The organism is Clostridium estertheticum (assembly GCF_026650985.1).
In the GTDB taxonomy this organism is placed as follows: domain Bacteria; phylum Bacillota; class Clostridia; order Clostridiales; family Clostridiaceae; genus Clostridium_AD; species Clostridium_AD estertheticum_C.
Genome location: NZ_CP086239.1, coordinates 1,372,383 through 1,390,710, shown reverse-complemented (window position 1 = coordinate 1,390,710; position 18,328 = coordinate 1,372,383). Strand labels below are relative to the sequence as shown.

At 29.8% G+C, this 18,328-nt stretch carries 12 protein-coding genes and 1 riboswitch; of the genes, 10 read left to right on the top strand and 2 right to left on the bottom strand.

Features of this window, described 5'->3' with window-relative positions; genetic code table 11:
- Positions 1-314 precede the first annotated feature (314 nt).
- The 3 genes from LL038_RS06965 to LL038_RS06955 all read left to right on the top strand — a co-directional run bounded on the left by LL038_RS06965 (position 315) and on the right by LL038_RS06955 (position 4,972).
- Positions 315-1,736 (top strand): glycoside-pentoside-hexuronide (GPH):cation symporter, encoded by a 1,422-nt coding sequence (locus LL038_RS06965; protein WP_253200039.1) that lies wholly within the window; start codon positions 315-317, stop codon positions 1,734-1,736.
- A 169-nt stretch (positions 1,737-1,905) separates the two neighbouring features.
- Complete coding sequence (locus LL038_RS06960; RefSeq protein ID WP_216121314.1) at positions 1,906-2,922, top strand: LacI family DNA-binding transcriptional regulator; 1,017 nt, start codon at positions 1,906-1,908, stop codon at positions 2,920-2,922.
- A 274-nt stretch (positions 2,923-3,196) separates the two neighbouring features.
- Positions 3,197-4,972, top strand: coding sequence for a methyl-accepting chemotaxis protein (locus LL038_RS06955; RefSeq protein ID WP_216121316.1), 1,776 nt, complete (start codon positions 3,197-3,199; stop codon positions 4,970-4,972).
- A 115-nt stretch (positions 4,973-5,087) separates the two neighbouring features.
- On the opposite strand, the gene ppx is transcribed toward LL038_RS06955, so the two are convergent.
- Positions 5,088-6,590, bottom strand: a complete 1,503-nt coding sequence (gene ppx, locus LL038_RS06950; RefSeq protein ID WP_216121318.1) for an exopolyphosphatase — start codon at positions 6,588-6,590, stop codon at positions 5,088-5,090.
- A 224-nt stretch (positions 6,591-6,814) separates the two neighbouring features.
- Here ppx and LL038_RS06945 point away from each other — a divergent pair, with 224 nt between their 5' ends.
- Together LL038_RS06945 and LL038_RS06940 are read left to right on the top strand one after the other, a co-directional pair.
- Positions 6,815-8,356, top strand: coding sequence for an HD domain-containing protein (locus tag LL038_RS06945; protein ID WP_216121320.1), 1,542 nt, complete (start codon positions 6,815-6,817; stop codon positions 8,354-8,356).
- Positions 8,357-8,370: 14 nt separating this feature from the next.
- Positions 8,371-10,503 (top strand): RNA degradosome polyphosphate kinase, encoded by a 2,133-nt coding sequence (locus tag LL038_RS06940; RefSeq protein WP_216121322.1) that lies wholly within the window; start codon positions 8,371-8,373, stop codon positions 10,501-10,503.
- Between the two features lie 54 nt (positions 10,504-10,557).
- Here LL038_RS06940 and LL038_RS06935 read toward each other — a convergent pair whose 3' ends face one another.
- Positions 10,558-10,758 (bottom strand): DUF1450 domain-containing protein, encoded by a 201-nt coding sequence (locus LL038_RS06935; RefSeq protein ID WP_216107245.1) that lies wholly within the window; start codon positions 10,756-10,758, stop codon positions 10,558-10,560.
- Positions 10,759-10,988: 230 nt separating this feature from the next.
- Between LL038_RS06935 and LL038_RS06930 the strand changes: the two genes are divergently transcribed.
- From LL038_RS06930 to LL038_RS06910, 5 genes are all read left to right on the top strand, one after another.
- Positions 10,989-12,737 carry a GGDEF domain-containing protein gene (locus tag LL038_RS06930; RefSeq protein ID WP_216121324.1) on the top strand — a complete coding sequence of 583 codons (1,749 nt, stop codon included), beginning with the start codon at positions 10,989-10,991 and terminating at the stop codon, positions 12,735-12,737.
- A 56-nt stretch (positions 12,738-12,793) separates the two neighbouring features.
- On the top strand, positions 12,794-13,075 hold the full coding sequence (locus LL038_RS06925; protein ID WP_216121325.1) for a hypothetical protein: 282 nt from the start codon (positions 12,794-12,796) through the stop codon (positions 13,073-13,075).
- Between the two features lie 179 nt (positions 13,076-13,254).
- Positions 13,255-14,412 (top strand): DUF4041 domain-containing protein, encoded by a 1,158-nt coding sequence (locus LL038_RS06920; protein ID WP_216121327.1) that lies wholly within the window; start codon positions 13,255-13,257, stop codon positions 14,410-14,412.
- Positions 14,413-14,549: 137 nt separating this feature from the next.
- A complete protein-coding gene (locus tag LL038_RS06915; protein WP_253200040.1) occupies positions 14,550-16,622 on the top strand; it encodes a penicillin-binding transpeptidase domain-containing protein in 2,073 nt (690 codons plus the stop codon).
- A gap of 118 nt (positions 16,623-16,740) precedes the next feature.
- Positions 16,741-16,852: riboswitch (SAM riboswitch) on the top strand.
- Positions 16,853-17,003: 151 nt separating this feature from the next.
- A complete protein-coding gene (locus tag LL038_RS06910) occupies positions 17,004-18,287 on the top strand; it encodes an O-acetylhomoserine aminocarboxypropyltransferase/cysteine synthase family protein (protein ID WP_216121328.1) in 1,284 nt (427 codons plus the stop codon).
- The last annotated feature ends 41 nt before the right edge of the window (positions 18,288-18,328 follow it).

Here is an 18,328-nt window from a genome sequence, read left to right as displayed (position 1 = left end):
AAAATAGTATTGTGTAAACGACTAATATATGTTAATATATAAAAAGAAAGAAAAGGTTTTCCTAAATAAAATTATTTGATTTAATATAATTTTTTTAGCTAAATAAGCGTACTTGTAAAAGTACGTATTAAATTTAGAAGTATAGAAAAGGTTTTCCTATTAAAATATGAAAGTGATATTGTGGACATGTTGCTTAAATAATGGTTATTTTAGTAGAGGATATCCCCGATGGACTATTTCTACAAAAGTAAAACAAAATATAAATAAAACAAAGATAGCGTTAACACTATCCAATATATAAGGAGGAAATAAAAATGAAACAAGTGAACCAAATGAAACAAAGATTTGCATTTGCAGCAGGTGCATTCGGCCATGATATTTTTTACCAAGCATTATCAACATATTTTATGATTTTTGTTACAAAAGCTATGTTTGCAGGAGCGCCAAAGGAAACTCAAATGAAAATGATAGGGTTAGTTACCTCATTAGTTGTAGGTATCAGACTAGTTGAAATTATCTTTGATCCAATAATTGGTAGCATTATAGACAACACTAAAACTAAATGGGGTAAATTCCGTCCATGGCTTTGTATTGGTGGAACAATCAGTGCAATTTGTTTAGCAATGTTATTTACTAACTTCTTTGGACTCGCAACAAGTAACCAAACTTTATTTACAATTCTGTTTATTATTGTTTTCATCATATTAGACTGTGCTTTTTCATTTAAAGATATTGCATTTTGGTCAATAATCCCCGCACTTAGTGATGATTCTGCAGAACGTGGAAAATTAGCAACATTCGGACGTTTCGCTTCATCATTAGGGGCAAATGGAACAACACTAGTAGTAATACCTATAGTTTCATTCTTTACCTTAGTAGTTACTGGTCACTCTGGTCAAGGAGCTAGCGGATGGTTCGCTTTTGGTTTAATAGCTGCAATAATCTATGGTGTTACAAGTTGGATTGTAGCTCTTGGCACAAAAGAACAAGAAAGTGTTTTACGTAAGCAACACGGGAAAACTTCACTTAAAGATGTATTTACTGCACTTACTAAAAACGACCAATTAATGTGGTTGGCACTAGCATATCTTTTATTTGCTATTGGGTATGTAGCTACAACAGCCGTATTAATGCTTTACTTCCAATATGTAATTGGGAATATATCAGCTTTTTCAATTGTAGGTATTGTAGCTGCAATTTGTGGGATTATATCTGTTCCACTTTACCCAATTATCACTAAATCTATTTCAAGAAAATATGTTTACATAATTGGTATTTTATCAATGTTAATTGGATATTTGATACTTTCCGTAGTATCAACAAGTTCAATGGCAGTTATTATTATAGGCCTAGTATTCTTCTATTTTCCGTACCAATTAATTTTTCTAGCAGTGCTTATGACAATAAGTGACTCAGTTGAATACGGACAATGGAAAAATGGAGTTCGTAATGAAGCAGTAACTTTATCTCTTCGTCCATTATTAGATAAACTCGCAGGTGCTTTATCTAATGGTATCGTAGGTTTCATATCAGTAACGTGTGGTATGATTGGAGATGCACAAGCAAGTGACATAAGCTCTCAAAGTATTGTAACATTTAAAATGTGGGCTTTCTATTTACCAGCAGCATTAATGATTATCTCCGGTGTTATCTTTTTATTCAAAATTAAATTAACAGAAAAGAGACATGCTGAAATAGTAAAAGAATTAGAAGCATCATTAGCAAAAGTAAACTAATTTAATTCAATAATTAAAGCATTATTAATACTAAAAAGCTGCCTCAAGACAAAATTGAGGTAGCTTTATCTTTACAAAGTTTAATTTAAATAGTAATATTTTCATGTGTGAGTAATAAGTTAATTTAATATAATATGTGTAAATTTTCTTGCTTTATAGGGGGGCAAAAATGAAAGCTAGTATAAGAGATGTCGCAAGGGAAGCTAATGTTTCTATGAGTACTGTATCAAGAGTTATAAATAAAAATTATCCTGTTAAAGAAGAAACTAAAATTAGAGTTGAAAAAGCTGTAGAAAAATTGAATTTCAGTCCTAATATATTGGCAAGATCATTAATTTGTCAAAATACAAAAACAATAGGAATTCTAGTTCCAAGTATAGATAATTTTTTCTTTCCAACTGTAATTAAAGCTATTGAATATGAATTGAAAATAAACGGTTATTCAATTTACCTTTGTGATACAGCTGATAACGCTTCTGAAGAAATAAAATATATAAGATCGCTTATGGGAAGACAAGTAGATGGCATTATAGTAATTGACCCCAAAACAGAAAATATGAAAAGTGGATTTTATGAAATGGTAGGAAAAGATATACCACTTGTATCAATCAATGGATATAATAAGGACATAGATTGTAATTTTGTACTTAATGATGAAGCAAATGGTGCAATGCAAGCAATGGAGTATCTTTTTAAACTTGGACATGAAAATATAATATTTGTACGAGGAAAAGAGAGTTACTCATATGACATAAAAGAAAACGTTTATATTAAATTTATGGAAGAAAATAAATTAACTGTTCAAAAGAAAATTATAGATATTGGTGAAGGCAATAGTTACGATACTGTTGGTGGGACAATGAATATAATGAGAAAAGAACTAGAAAACTTAAAAGCACCTATTGCTGTATTTGCCTGTAATGATCTAATGGCACTCGGAGTTTTAAATGCTTGTAAAAAAATGAATCTCGATGTACCTAAGGAGGTTTCAATAATTGGATTTGATAACATTTATATTTCTAATATAGTTGAACCCAAAATTACAACAGTAGATCAAAATATGTATTTACTTGGGGAAAATGCTGCAAAAATGCTTTTGGACTTAATAGATAATAACAATCAAAAGGTTAGCAGAATTAAACTGAATACAAAACTGATCATTAGAGATAGTTGCAGTAATATTTAGATTTAAATAAAACATCGCCCTTAACAATTTAAAATTGTTAGGGGCAATGTTTTTTGATGAATATTCAATTCAGAGAGTCTTATTATTTGTTTAAAGTTGAACTATTAAGAAATATAGAATAGCTCTATAAAAATAATTGTTATATATGGCTGAAAATGTATATGACAAGATATTACATAGAATAGCAACAAAATTTATGATATATTATATTTAGAAAACGTTTGCAGATTATAAAACTTATTACAAAAGATAAATTACGGGGGGGACGAGATTAATGAAGAAGATTAGTACTAAAATAGTTTTAATTGCTATCTCAATTGTAGTTTCTACAGCACTAATTATTGGTTCATTTGTTGCTTTACAAAATTATAGTACTAATAGCAAAGTGGTTGCGAACTTAGACAAAACTATGCGAGCTGATTTAGATAATCAAATAAAATATCAAATTGAAACAGTCATAACAATGCTTAATTCATTAAATAATAAAGTTGAAAATGGACAAATTACACTAGAAGAAGGTAAGTATGAAGCGAAAACATTAATAAGAGGTCTTAAATACGGACAGGATGGATTTTTTACTGTAGATACTGAAAAAGGCATTAATGTAGTTTCGAATGGCACTTCTGAAGAGGGCAAAAACAGACTCGAGAGTAAGGATTCAAGTGGCAAGTTTTACATAAAAGATATTATAACACAAGGGATGAAAGCAACCGGCGGATATTCAAATTATTCATTTCCTAAGGTTTCACAAACAACTCCATTGCCAAAGAGAGGATATAGTCTTGAATTTAAACCATTTAATTGGATAATAAGTACTGGAGATTATGTGAATGATATTAATACTACCATAACATCAAATAAGAACGAACTTCAATCACAATTCACTAAAAGCATTGCAATACTTATAGGTATTATTCTGATGTTAATAGTAATTTCATCGATTGTTGCATATTATTTCAGCAAAAAGATAACTAAACCTATATTATTAGTAACAGAACTTGTAGATAAAACAGCAAACTTTGATTTAGTTATTGATAATAGGTTTGATGTATTAAATAGTTATACGGATGAAACTGGGAAAATTGGTAGGGCAGTTATTAATTTAAGAGGTGAGCTTAGAAATATTGTTAAACTTATTAAAAGTGATTCTAAGGATGTATTAAATTATGCAAATGGGTTATCTTTATCTACAAAAGAAACCATAAGTTCCATACAAGGGGTTACCCAAACAGTTGAAGAACTAGCAAAAGGTTCTAATTCACAAGCGAAGGATGCACAGGAAAGCGTAGAAAAGTTAAATAACTTATCTAATGAAATTGATACCTCAGTGAGTGGTTCAGTGCATGCAAAAGAATACTCACAGGAAGTTAAAAATGTAAATAAAACAAGTAAAGATACATTTAAGTTATTAAAAATTAAGTTAGATCAAAACAATTTGGCAACAATGGCTGTTTCTAGTAATATTGCAATACTTTCGACGAAATCAGAATCTATTGGTAAAATAGTAAGTGCTATCGAGGTAATTGCAGCCCAAACTAACCTACTTGCATTAAATGCAGCTATTGAAGCTGCTAGAGCGGGGGATGCAGGCAAAGGATTTGCTGTAGTTGCCGATGAGGTTAGAAAGCTTGCAGAGCAAACTGCTGTTTCAACTAAAGAAATAGGGAAAGTTGTTAATGAAATCCAAGATGAAATTGAAAATGCTAGAAATAGTATGCATGTCGGTGAAGATTTAGTTAATGAAGTAGATAATGCTATTTTCGAAACAGATAAGGCCTTTTCTATAATTGAAGAATCAATAGACAAAACATTAATTAAAATTACAAAGCTTACGGAAAATGTATTAAAAATTGCCAGTGATAAGAATGAAATTATACAGTCTATTGAATCTATTTCAGCAGTTTCAGAGCAGTCAGCTGCTGCTACGCAGGAAGTTTCAGCATCAATGGATCTACAATTTGAAAGTATGGAAAATATCTCAACAACAAGTCAGAAATTAAAGAATATTTCAGATAACTTGGAGAAATTGGTAAATAAAATTAAAATCTAAATAGTAAATAGTAAATAGTAAATAGTAAATAATAAGAATCTAAAAGATATACGTTTTATTATATAAAAAGGCATCTACGTAAAAGTAGGTGCCTTTTATAAGCATGTAGTGTATATTATTTTATTATTAATTTCTTATTATATGTTTTTTCAAATGATGAACAACATTGTAGTGCTGCACTTATTTCGAGCATTGGGTCTGCCTTTGCGTCAACAGTTATGGTTACAGTATCTAATCCAATGCTGCAACTAATAAATTGTATATTTCCATTTAAGCAACTATCCAGACTTTCACTAATGCGTAGTAGAATGCTTAACTTATCTATTATATCTAAATCTTGTTTAGTTATTAAATCCTGGTACAATTTTAAGTCAATTTTAAATTCATTTTTTCTATGAAGAGCAGCTATATATGATGCCATTAGTTGCTCTTTATGAGTAAGTCCATTAATTTTAGAGTTTGCAATCATATAGGAAGAATGTTTATGATGATCAAAATAACTTATAAGAATTCCTATATCGTGAAGCATTGCTGCAGTTTTTAAAATTTTATAAGGGTTTATTGGTATGTCGATAATTGTATTAAGCTCATTATATAGGGTTTTAGTTAACATCCATACGTGACTCGGATGTTTAACGTCAATTTTATAATTAAGTAAGTGATTATTAAGAGAAAAATCAAGGACATCATCTAAGGGTATTTTACTATTAAAGATATATTCATATAAAATACCATCTCGAAGACCACTTCCGCTAACGTGGAGTTCTTTTATATCAAGGTATTCAATTAAGGAAACTAAAGATGCAGCAGCGCCAACAAAAATATCGGCTCTTTCTTTTGAAAGTCCTTTAAGTTTTTTTCTTTGATAAGAATCTTTAACTTTAACCTGATCATAGATAGTTATAACTTCATTTGTAGGAATTATATAATTATGAAGATTATCTATAGGATAATTAGTTTTTCTCTTATGTAATTTACCGATATTTCTTATAGTACCACCGATCCCAATTATGGGTATATTTTTAACTTCTTTTAGCCAAGGAATATCTTTATAAAGTGAGGTAAGAAATGCCTTAATTTCAGCTTCGCTTTTATCATTCATGACCTTTTGAAGTGAAAACTTTTCTGTGAGATTTATTGCACCAAAAGGTAAACTTATGGAAGCTTTTAATTTTCTATTTTTAACTAAAATTAATTCTGAACTACTTCCACCAATATCCATTATTAGTGCATCAGAAAAATCCATACTGTTAATAGCCCCAAAATAATCGTAGTAAGCCTCTTCAATGCCAGTTAAAACGCGAATATCAATAGAAAGTTCTGATTTAACACGGTTTAAAAATTCAATTTGATTGGTGGCTTTACGGACAGCTTCTGTAGCAACAGCTAAAATTTCACTTATATCTTGAATAAAACACAACCGTTTAAAGAAAGCTAAAGTAGAAATAGCATTATCAATCCTAGAGGGATTTAATTCTCCTTTCGAAGTCATATCTTTGCCAAGGCGAACACTCCTTTTAATTTCATCTACTATTCTAAAGGAATTATCTTTGTTTATTTGAACAATTACTAAACGTATAGAATTTGATCCTATATCAATGATGGCTAATTTTTTCATTATTATGATTCCCCTTTGAAATTCATTTTTTATACAACTTATGTCTATAATAAATAATAGTTATAATATTTGCAAGTGTTAATAAATATGACCCTTACAAACAAATATTTTTTATGGTTAAAGTTAGGTTAAGTTTCGTTAAATATAATATACATTATTGTATAATAACAGACATTATAGTAGTATCATTGTATATGAATTTTTTTATGCGAAGGAGATTTTTTATGAGTATATCACAGGCATGGAAGATAATTGCGGCTATTGATCTAGGTGCTAACTATCTAAAAATGACAATTGGAGAAATAAATACGCAGGGGGAAATTATAATTTTAGAGGAGGTAGTAAAACCTACAAAAATAGGAAAAGATACATTTTCTAAAGCTAGAATTTCTGTTAAAACAATTCATGAGACTTGTGATGATTTAAATGGGTTTGTTAGGCTTATGAAGGATTATAAAATTAAGTTTTACAAAGCAGTAGCAACTAGTGGTATGAGAGAAGCTGAAAACAAACAATATGTCTTAGAGCAAATACGACTTAGAACAGGGTTAAATGTTGAATCAATAAATATAGCAGAAGAACAATTTTATATGTTAAAAGCGGTTAGAAATCACGTAAACTCAATAGATATTAAAAAATCAGAACAATATCTAATTGTTAATATTACTTCTGGAGCAGTGGAGACATCAATTTATGAAGATGGTAGATTAAAGTTTACAGAGCATGTTAAAATTGGATCTTTAAAAATAAGAGAGGCTTTATCTGATTTAGAAACAAAGACAATTGAATTTTCAGAGACTATGCAGCAGTATATAGAAAGTAAAATATATACACTTAAACCTCAAATCAAAAAGTTTGAAATCAATCATTTTTTAGGACTAGGAGGAGAGTTAAATACAATCTGTGGAATTATAAGAAAAAAGAGTGGAGCTAATAAGAAAGATTATTACATTAAAAAGGAAGCATTATTATCACTTACAAAGGAAATTAGTAACATGGATAATTTCCAAATTAAAAACACCTTTGGACTTTCTAATAAGACAGCAGAACTTTTGCTACCATCGATACTTATTTTCTATTGCTTTCTTAAGATGACTAAAGCCGAGGGAATTCAAATTCCTAAATTATCACTAAGGCAAGGGATTTTATACGATTTATCCGATGAAATACTAAATATTCCACGAAGAGAAGAATTAATACATGATATTATAAGTTCCGTTTGGTATATAGGAGAAAAGTATCAAATTGATAAAGAGCATGCGACTTTTGTTGAAAAATTATCGCTTGACATTTTTGATCACACAAAAAGCTTACATAAGTTAGGAGAACGAGAACGGCTTTATCTTCAGGTTGCAGCAATACTTCATGATGTTGGTGGGTTCATAAGTGCCAATAATCATAATTTTCATTCATATAATATAATAAGAGCCCAGAGTATTATTGGGTTTTCTGATATTGCTATTGAGATTATTGCAAGTGCAGCAAGGTATCACTCAGAGGAAATTCCTATAACATCCCATAATAATTATAGAGCTTTAAGTGATGTTGATAAAATGGTTGTATCCACATTAGCGGCAATATTAAAACTATCGGAAGCTTTAGATATATCACATATGCAAAAAATAAAAAAAATCAAGCTACTAGGAACAAGGGATAATATGTTTTTCAATTTAAAATCTGAAGGAGATATTATTTTAGAGGAATGGAATTTTTCAAAGTATGTAGATTTTTTTGAAGAAGTAATTGGTGTTAAACCAATAATATAAAGAGGGGATAAAAAATGACTGATTATTCACTACCTAAGTATTTTATAAGTCGCGAATTAAGTTGGATTCAGTTTAATGAACGTGTTCTTGAAGAAGCACAGGATACAACAAATCCATTGTTTGAAAGATTAAAGTTTGCATCTATCGTAAGTTCAAATTTAGATGAATTTTTTATGGTTAGGGTTGGATCCTTGTCTGATCAAATTACAGCTGAATTTGATAAAAAAGAACCATCAGGACTTACACCAACAGAGCAAATGGAACAAATAGGGATATTAGTACATAATCTTGTTTCTAGTTTATCGAGTTGCTATAATCGCTCCTTAAAAAAAGGCCTTGAAAAAGAAAAAATAAGATTTCTGAAATTTAATGATTTAAGTAAAGGACAGATTAATTATGTTGAAAACTATTATACAAAAAACATTTTTCCAGTACTAACACCTATGCTAGTTAATCAAAGCAGCCCTTTTCCATTAATATCAAATAAAAGTTTAAATATTGCAATTCTTCTTAAAAATAATAAGGGTGAAAATATTTTTGCAACAATAAAAGCACCTTCTGTTTTTGATAGATTTGTAAAAATTCCAGATGAAGGTGGTTTAGCTTTCATATTTTTAGAAGATATTATTAAAATGAACTTAAAGTCCCTTTTTAATGGACATGAAATTATAGATGCAAGCTGTTATCGTATTACAAGAAATGCAGATATGGCACTAGATGAAGAAGGTGCGGAAGATTTACTTGAAGCAATTGAAGAATCTTTAAAGCAACGAAGATGGGGAAAAGCTGTGCGTCTTGAAATAGAGAAGGGTATGAATAATAAATTACTTGAAATTCTTGAGAGTGAGCTTGAAATTTCAAAAGAGCAGGAGTATATAATAAACGGACAAATAGATTTAACTTTTCTAATGAAAATTGGGAGGATTAAGGGTTATGAGAAACTAGAATATAAACCTATAAAACCGCAGTTATCAAAACAGTTTTTAAAATATAACAACATATTTGAAGCTATAACAGAGAAAGATATTTTATTACATCATCCATATGAATCCTTTGACCCGATTGTTGAGTTAGTAAGGCAAGCAGCCGTTGATTCTGATGTTCTTGCTATAAAACATACATTATATCGTGTAAGTGGTAATTCACCTATTATAGAAGCTTTAGTAAGAGCTGCAGAGGTTGGTAAACAAGTTACAGTACTCGTGGAACTTAAGGCAAGATTTGATGAAAGTAATAACATAGTTTGGGCAAAGCAACTGGAACAATCAGGATGTCATGTAATTTATGGACTTGTGGGACTCAAAACACATTGTAAGATATTGCTAGTAGTAAGGCGTGAAGAGGATGGCATTAAGCGTTATGTTCATATGGGAACGGGAAACTACAACGATGTCACTGCAAAGCTTTATACAGATATTGGTCTGTTTACATCGAACCCTTATTTTGGGGCAGATGCATCTGCTCTATTTAATATGTTATCTGGGAATTCTAGACCAACAGCTTTATATAAATTTAGTCTTGCTCCATTACAGTTAAGAGATAGATTTTTACAAATGATAATTGAGGAAACGGAGAATGCGAAAAAAGGTAAGAAGGCCAGAATTATTATAAAAGTTAACTCATTAGTTGATATTGAGATTATTAAAGCTCTATTTAAGGCATCAACTGCAGGAGTTAAAATAGATTTAATAATACGTGGCATTTGTTGCCTTAAACCTGGGATACCAGGTGTAAGTGAAAATATTACTGTGAGAAGTATTGTTGGTAGATTTTTAGAACATAGTCGCATTTTCTATTTTTATAACGATGGACAGGAAGGAATTTATTTATCAAGTGCAGATTGGATGACTAGAAATTTAGACCGAAGAGTAGAACTTTTATTTCCAATTGAAGATCAACAGGCAAGGAACCGAATAAAAGAAATTTTATATATATCTTTATCAGATACAATAAAGGCTAGAATTTTGAATTTTGATGGAATCTATACGAGAATTGATAGAAGAGGTAAGGAACAAATTAATAGTCAGGAAGAATTTTATAATTTTGTACTAAATAAAGATGATACGATTAAAGAAAAAATGCATAATATGAAGGAGTATTGGAAAGAAAATGGTTTTATACCAAGAGTATCGGATAAAATTGAGTGAATTATAAAATACAAATAGTAATAGCGGATAGATTATTAAATCTATCCGCTATTACTATTTGTCTTGTTTTAATTTTTTAATAAGTTTTTCTACGCTATCAGCAGATATAAACTCACCATGGTTTTTAGCAATTGGGTGTTTATGGCATAGACCACATTTGCTTAAACATTTTTTGTGTTCAAATTCTATATTATTATCTTTCAAGGCTTTACTAAGTTCCTTGTAGCTTTCATTTGATTTACATATTTTAATCATTATATATCACACCCTTATATTTGTTTTTATTATTAACCAAGATAAAATTATTTCATATTAATACATTACCTTGTCTTCGTCATTTGCGCAAGGAATTAGCGTATGTTTATACAAAATACATTTCAATGCTTAATTGAACATTTTTAACGTAAACATAAAAGAACTTAACCTAATATTAACACTATTATGATAATATACTTTATATGGTATATTTTAAGGGGGAATTCTATATGTCAGATGAGCTTCGAGAAATTATTTCTAGTAATAGGTTACGATCCGTTTTTCAGCCAATTATCTCAATGCAAACGGGAGAGGTTATAGGATATGAGGCTCTAACAAGGGGGCCTAAGGATAGTAAGTATATAAATCCTGAAATACTTTTTGAAGCGGCTAAAACACATGATCTTCTCTGGGACTTAGAAATTACATGCAGAAAAAATGCGATAAAGGCATTTAGTAGCCATAATTCTGATAAATTTTTGTTTGTAAATATAGACCCTGCTGTTTTAAAAGATGATCATTTTATTAAGGGTTTTACTAAGGAGCTATTAGCAAAATATAATATTAGCCCAACCTCACTTATATTTGAAATTACTGAAAAAACCTCAATTGATTGTTATGAAAATTTTAGTGAAGTGATAGATTATTATAAGAATCAGGGATATAAGATAGCTATTGATGATGTAGGAACAGGCTATTCTGGACTTACAACTATTGCAAAGACAAGACCAAACTATATTAAAATGGATATGAGTTTAATAACAAATGTAACTAGGGACAATTTTAAAAAAGCAATAATTAAATCCTTTGTTGATTTCGCAAATTCCACCAATACTAAAATTATTGCTGAAGGAATAGAAGATGTGAATGACCTTTATACTCTTATCGAAATAGGTGTACACTATGGTCAAGGATTTTTAATAAATAGACCAGCTGATAATTTAATGGAAACACCTGAGATAATAAAAAAAAGGATTGTTGATAAAAATATCAATATGAAGAAACATAGTTTTAGTCCAAGTTCCAATGTAAAAATAGGAGAAATTGCGAGAGAAGAGAGCCCAGTTTTATCTACAACGACATGTAGCGAAATAGACAAGCTTTTTAAGAGTAACCACAGTATAAGAGGTATTTCAGTAGTTAATAACAACTATTCAATAATTGGAGTAGTAATGAATTCTGATTTTTTTTCAAAGGTTGGAACTCAATATGGATGGTCAATATATATGAAAAGACCTATTCACTTAATTATGGATTCAAACCCACTTATTGTTGATTATGATACTACCTTGGACATAGTATCAAAAATTGTTATATCAAGAGAAGAGGATAAACTATATGATTACATAATTGTTAAAAAAAATGATAAATATTTTGGTGTGGTTCCTGTAATTTCATTACTTGAAAAAACAATGGAGTTTGAATTAAATGTAGCAAAATATTCCAACCCCTTAACGGGATTGCCTGGAAATGTTGTTATCGAAGATTTTATCTCTAAGTTAATTATTGATAAAAAAAAGTTCTCCCTTTTATATTTTGATATAAACGATTTTAAAGCTTTTAATGATAAATATGGGTTTGAGAACGGAGATAGGATTTTATCATTTACATCAAGTGTTATTCAAAAACATACATGTCTCTATAAAGATAGTTTTTTAGGCCATATAGGTGGGGATGATTTTGTTGCAATAATTTTAGGTCATGATGCATACAATCTTTGTGAAGAAATAATAAATGAATTTGATAATAACATAATAAATTTCTACAATGAGTATGATAGAGAAAATAAATACATACAATCTGTTAATAGGAATAATATTAATGAAAATTATCCGTTAATGAGTATATCTATTGCCATTGTAATCAATAAAAATAAATCTTATACAAGTATATTTGAATTGACTGAAGAAGCAGCTAGAATCAAGAAAAAATGCAAATTGAAATCAAAGGAATTAATGAAAAGTTGTTATATAGTATAAGTACTAAATAGGTTAGGGTAATTAAATAAAATCTAAATAATATAAGGAGTTGTATTATGATAATTGATTTTGAAAGCAAAGAGAATATTGAAGAAAAAAATGTTATTAAAGAAATTAATACTTTTAATAAACTTATGATTAATACTTTTAATAAACTTATGATTAATACTATTAAGGCTAAGGAGCGTGAATTTGAATTTAAGGGTCATAACTATATAGTTTGTTCTGATGGCGTTTGTGTACAAACGTTAATAAATGAAAGGGTTTTGTATCGCATTTTTATTGAAGAATATAAAAATAATAATTTTATAAACGATAAGGTAGCAAATTTTATATAAAATTGCGAATAGACATACATAAATAAGCCTTTAGAAAAATATTATTAAAATTAGTTATTAACATAAGCGTTTTTTTTAAATTTATTGAATAATTACTGTGTTTTTGAAAATATGTCTACATTTTTAGTGAAATTTTTGTGGTATAATGTAGACTGTTGAAGAAATAAGGAGGGTTATCAATGGCAATACTTACATCCATTAAAGACGCTTTAAGTGCAAAGCAATATAAAGCTGAGATTGAAAAATTAATCGAGGAAAATAAAAATTTAAAATATATAAAACTAACTCCAACTCAAATGGGAATGAGTCGGATTTTATCTAAAACAAAAGAACTTGAAGCAGAGCTCGAAGAATATGATAAGCTAATTTTAACAAAAACAAAAGCTATAGAGGAACTGAATATAGACTATGGTAATCAAGCTACCTATCAAACAAGAGAATTTGAAGAGAAATCTAATGAATACGATCATAAAATCGAATTAAAAGATAAGGAACTTGAGGATAAATCAATTGAAAATGATAATATAATTGAAAGTAAAAAGAAAGAATATGATGATTTAATTGAACTTAAAGCTAAAGAACTTGAAGATAAGTCAGCAGAATATGATAATTTAATAAACGGTAAGAAGGAAGAGTATGATAATCTAATTGAGTTAAAAGGTAAAGAACTTGAAGATAAATCAACAGAATATGATGAATTTATTGAAAGCAAGACCAAGGAGTATGAAGATACTTTCAAACAAAAGGCTATTGAACTTGAGCAGAAGTCTAGTGAATATGCGGTTTTAATAGAGACTAAGACAAAATCTATTGAGGAACTTAATTTAGAATATAATAATACAAAAACTTCTGTAGAGCATCTAAAGTCTCAAATAATTACTTTAGATGATGATGTATCGATGCAAGGTTTCGGTATTTATAAATCAGAATATAATTTAATGAATTCAGTGAAATGCTCTACTATGCTTACAGAGATAAGGGAAAAGCAAGTGGATATGATTAAATCCAAAGAAGCCATAGAATTTAAGCAATGGATTATTAATGGAAATATAAATGAAGATAATCAGTTAGCAGGAGATATGACTGATGATATGATCAAACTAGTTGTTAGAATTTTTAATGATGAGTGTGATTCTATAATTAATAAGGTGAAATTCAGTAATATTGAAGCAATAGAAAATAGAATAAAAAAATTCTTTGAAGATTTAAATAAACTTGGGAATATAACACAAGTTAAAATATCACCTAAATATTTTAATACTAAACTAGAAGAACTTTACCTTTCTTATGAATATAAATTAAAGGATCAGGAAGAAAAAGAAAGCAAAACTACATAATAATATAATTAGTGAGTTTCAGGCTGTTGATGGAGAAATCAATGGTCTTTTTTTATGAAATAAATTAGGCTATTTTTCCAATTATGTCTATTTAAATGAACTATTCAAGTGATATAATAAGAAAGGGGTGAGGAAATATGTTGAGGAAATATTTAAAGGTGTCTCTTCTTACAATCTTATGTATGGTTTTAGTTGTGACAGGAGTATTTATGTTTACTATTTATACAAAGGTGGATAGTGCAACTAAAACATTTGATACATATAAGACTATGTGGGTAAAGCAGGATTTTAAAACAATGTATAATATGCTTTCAGTTAAAACTAAAGAAACAATAACTGAAAAACAATTTGTAGATAAATATAATGCTATATATAAGGGAATAGCGGCAAAAAATATAGTAATTAAGGTTGAGAATGAAGAGAAAATTAAAGATGGTAATAAAAAAACTATTAAAATACCATTTTCAATAGTTATGAATACCACTGCTGGACAATTAAAAATGCCAGGATACCAGGCAACCATGATAAAAGAGAAAGTTAACAAAAAAAAACAGTGGACAATAGTTTGGGATGAAAAAATGATATTACCTAATATGGGAGTAGGAGATAAGATTAAGGTTATTGCATTGCCAGCAATTCGTGGTGAAATTTATGATAGAAATAAAAAGCCACTTGCAATAAATGCTGCAATAGTTACCATTGGTTTAAGTTTTAATGATTTTGTAAAAGAAAAAGATAACAATATAACACAAATGGCTAAAATTTTAGATATAGAGGCTTCGGCTATAGAAGATAAACTAAAAGCAAATAAAAACCCAGATGAGTTTATACCAATTATTAATATATTAAGCAGCGAAAAAGTAAAAATAGCTGAGGTTATGAAGATTAAGGGGGTAATTCACATGAGCCCTAGAGGTAGAATATATCCAGGAGGAGAAGCATTTGGCTCACTAATTGGATATATTGCTCCAATAACTGGTGAGGAATTAGAAAAGATGGATGGACAGGGGTATAGCTCATCAAGTCTAATAGGTAAGGCAGGCCTTGAACAAGTATATGAAAAAAGACTTACGGGAGAAAGTGGAGCAACAATTTATATATCTAGGCAAAAGGATGGAAAGGAAATTAAAGAAGATATAATTCTTAGTAAAGCATCTAAATCTGGCGAAAATATAACATTGTCAGTAGATTCACAGCTTCAAGCGAATATATATAAAGGAATGAACAAAGAGCCAGGGGCATCTGCCGCAATAAATCCCAAAACCGGAGAGGTTTTGGCTTTAGTAAGTTCTCCATCATATGACTCAAATGCATATACAACTTATAAATCTAATACTCAAATAGCAGCATGGAAAGTAGAAAAAGAACCATTTAAAAATAGATTTAAGGCGGTATATTCGCCAGGATCTACATTTAAACTTATAACTGCTGCGGTTGGTTTAGATAATGCAAAGATAAAACCTGAAGAACTTATAAACATACCAGGATTAAAATGGCAACCTGATAAATCTTGGGGAACTAATATGGTTACTAGGGTTAGTGATAAGATAGAGAGAGTTAATCTACTAGATGCGTTTGTATATTCAGATAATATATACTTTGCACGAGCTGCACTTAAAATAGGTACGGAAGAGTTCATTAAGGGCTCCAATAAATTTGGAATAGGTGAAAAGCTTCCTATAGATTATCCCATAGCAATATCACAAGTAGCTAATGATAACGTCATTAAAAATGATGTAGCATTAGCGGATACTGGTTATGGTCAAGGAGAAGTTCTTATGAGTCCACTCCAGATTGCATTAGCTTATAGTGCGGTTGTTAATGAAGGTAATATTATGTCTCCAACACTTGAAAATTTTAATGCATTGGTAACATCTAAGGTATGGAAGTCTAGTATAATATCTAAAAACAATACAAAAACTCTGAAAGATGATCTTACGCAGGTTATAGAAAATCCGAATGGTACAGGTCATGGTGCGAAAATTAGTGGCGTAAATCTTGCAGGTAAGACTGGAACAGCAGAATTAAAAAAAGACGCTAAGGATATTACGGCAGAAGAGAATGGTTGGTTTATATGTATGAATACAGACAACCCTAAAATAGTAGTATCAATGATTATGGAAAATGTTAAAAACACAGGTGGAAGTCACCATGTGGTGCCCATAGTAAAAGGCGTAATGGAAAATTACTTAAAGACAGCATCAAAATAGCAATAAATCTATTAATACGGTGTATCAATATATAAAAACATCTAATAACTCAATTTTCTGAAAAAGCTATTGACAATTCCTTTTATTATTAATATACTAAATAACAACAACTAAATACAACTTATCCAGAGTGGCAGAGGGACTGGTCCGATGAAGCCCGACAACCAGCATTCTTTATTTGAGTGCAATGGTGTCAATTCCTGCAGATTGTAAAATCTGAAAGATAAGGATGTTAGCAAATTTTATTATGCAATTATATTGTTTATTAAAGTTACCATTGCTGCTTTCCTTATAGGGAAGCAGCTTTTTTTCTTTAAATTAAAGAGTTTTTAATATGTAAATGTAAGCAACAAAAATAATTATTTAAAAGGGGAAATTAATATGAGCGAGAGAAAATTAAGTTTTGAAACATTACAAGTACATGCAGGACAGGTTGCTGATCCTACTACAGGTTCAAGAGCAGTTCCAATTTATCAAACGTCATCCTTCGTTTTTAAAAATGCAGATCATGCAGCAAATTTATTTCAACTAAAAGAACCAGGGAATGTCTATGCCAGAATAATGAACCCAACTACAGATGTTTTTGAAAAGAGAGTAGCTGCACTTGAGGGTGGGGTTGCGGGACTCGCTACAGCATCAGGAATGTCTGCAATATTCTATGCAATAATAAATGTGGCAAGTTGTGGTGATGAAATAGTAGCAGCATGTACACTATATGGTGGTACTTACGAATTATTTAATATTACACTTAGAAAATTAGGAATTAATGTAATATTTGTTGACCCAGATGATCCAGAGAACTTTAGAAAAGCCATAACAAACAAAACAAAAGCACTTTATGGTGAAACAATAGGAAATCCAAAAATAAATGTTTTAGATATAGAAAAAGTAGCAAATATTGCTCATGAAAACAAAATACCACTTATTATTGACAGTACATTTGCAACTCCCTTCTTATGTCGTCCAATTGAGTTTGGGGCTGATGTAGTTATCCACTCTGCAACAAAATTTATTGGTGGACATGGAACAACTATTGGTGGAATTATAGTTGATGGTGGTAAATTCGATTGGGCTGCAAGTGGTAAATTTCCTGATTTTACGACTCCAGATAAAAGTTATAATGGTCTCGTGTATGCAGAACTCGGTGCTCCAGCATTCGCATTAAAAGCTAGGGTTCAGTTACTAAGAAACACAGGTGCTACACTTAGTCCTCAAAGCGCATTTTTATTTCTTCAAGGATTAGAATCATTATCTTTAAGAGTTGAAAGGCATGTAACAAACGCTAGAGCTGTGGTTGAATTTTTGAGTAAACATCCAAAAGTGTCTTGGATAAATTATCCTGAGCTAGAAGGAAGTAAATACAAAGATTTATCTAAAAAATATCTACCAAAGGGAGCTGGATCAATATTCACTTTTGGAATAAAAGGTGGACTTGAGGCAGGAAAGAAATTTATAAATAGTGTAGAGTTATTCTCATTACTTGCCAACGTTGCTGATGCAAAATCACTTGTAATTCATCCATCAAGTACAACTCACGCAGAACTTAATGAAGAAGAACAAAAGGCTGCTGGGGTTAGTACCGATTTAATAAGACTTTCAATTGGTGTTGAAGGTATAGATGACATTATATATGATTTAAAGCAAGCGCTTGATAAGACAATATAATAAAAAGGGGAGTAAAACAATTTGGAAGGACTAGTGTAAGT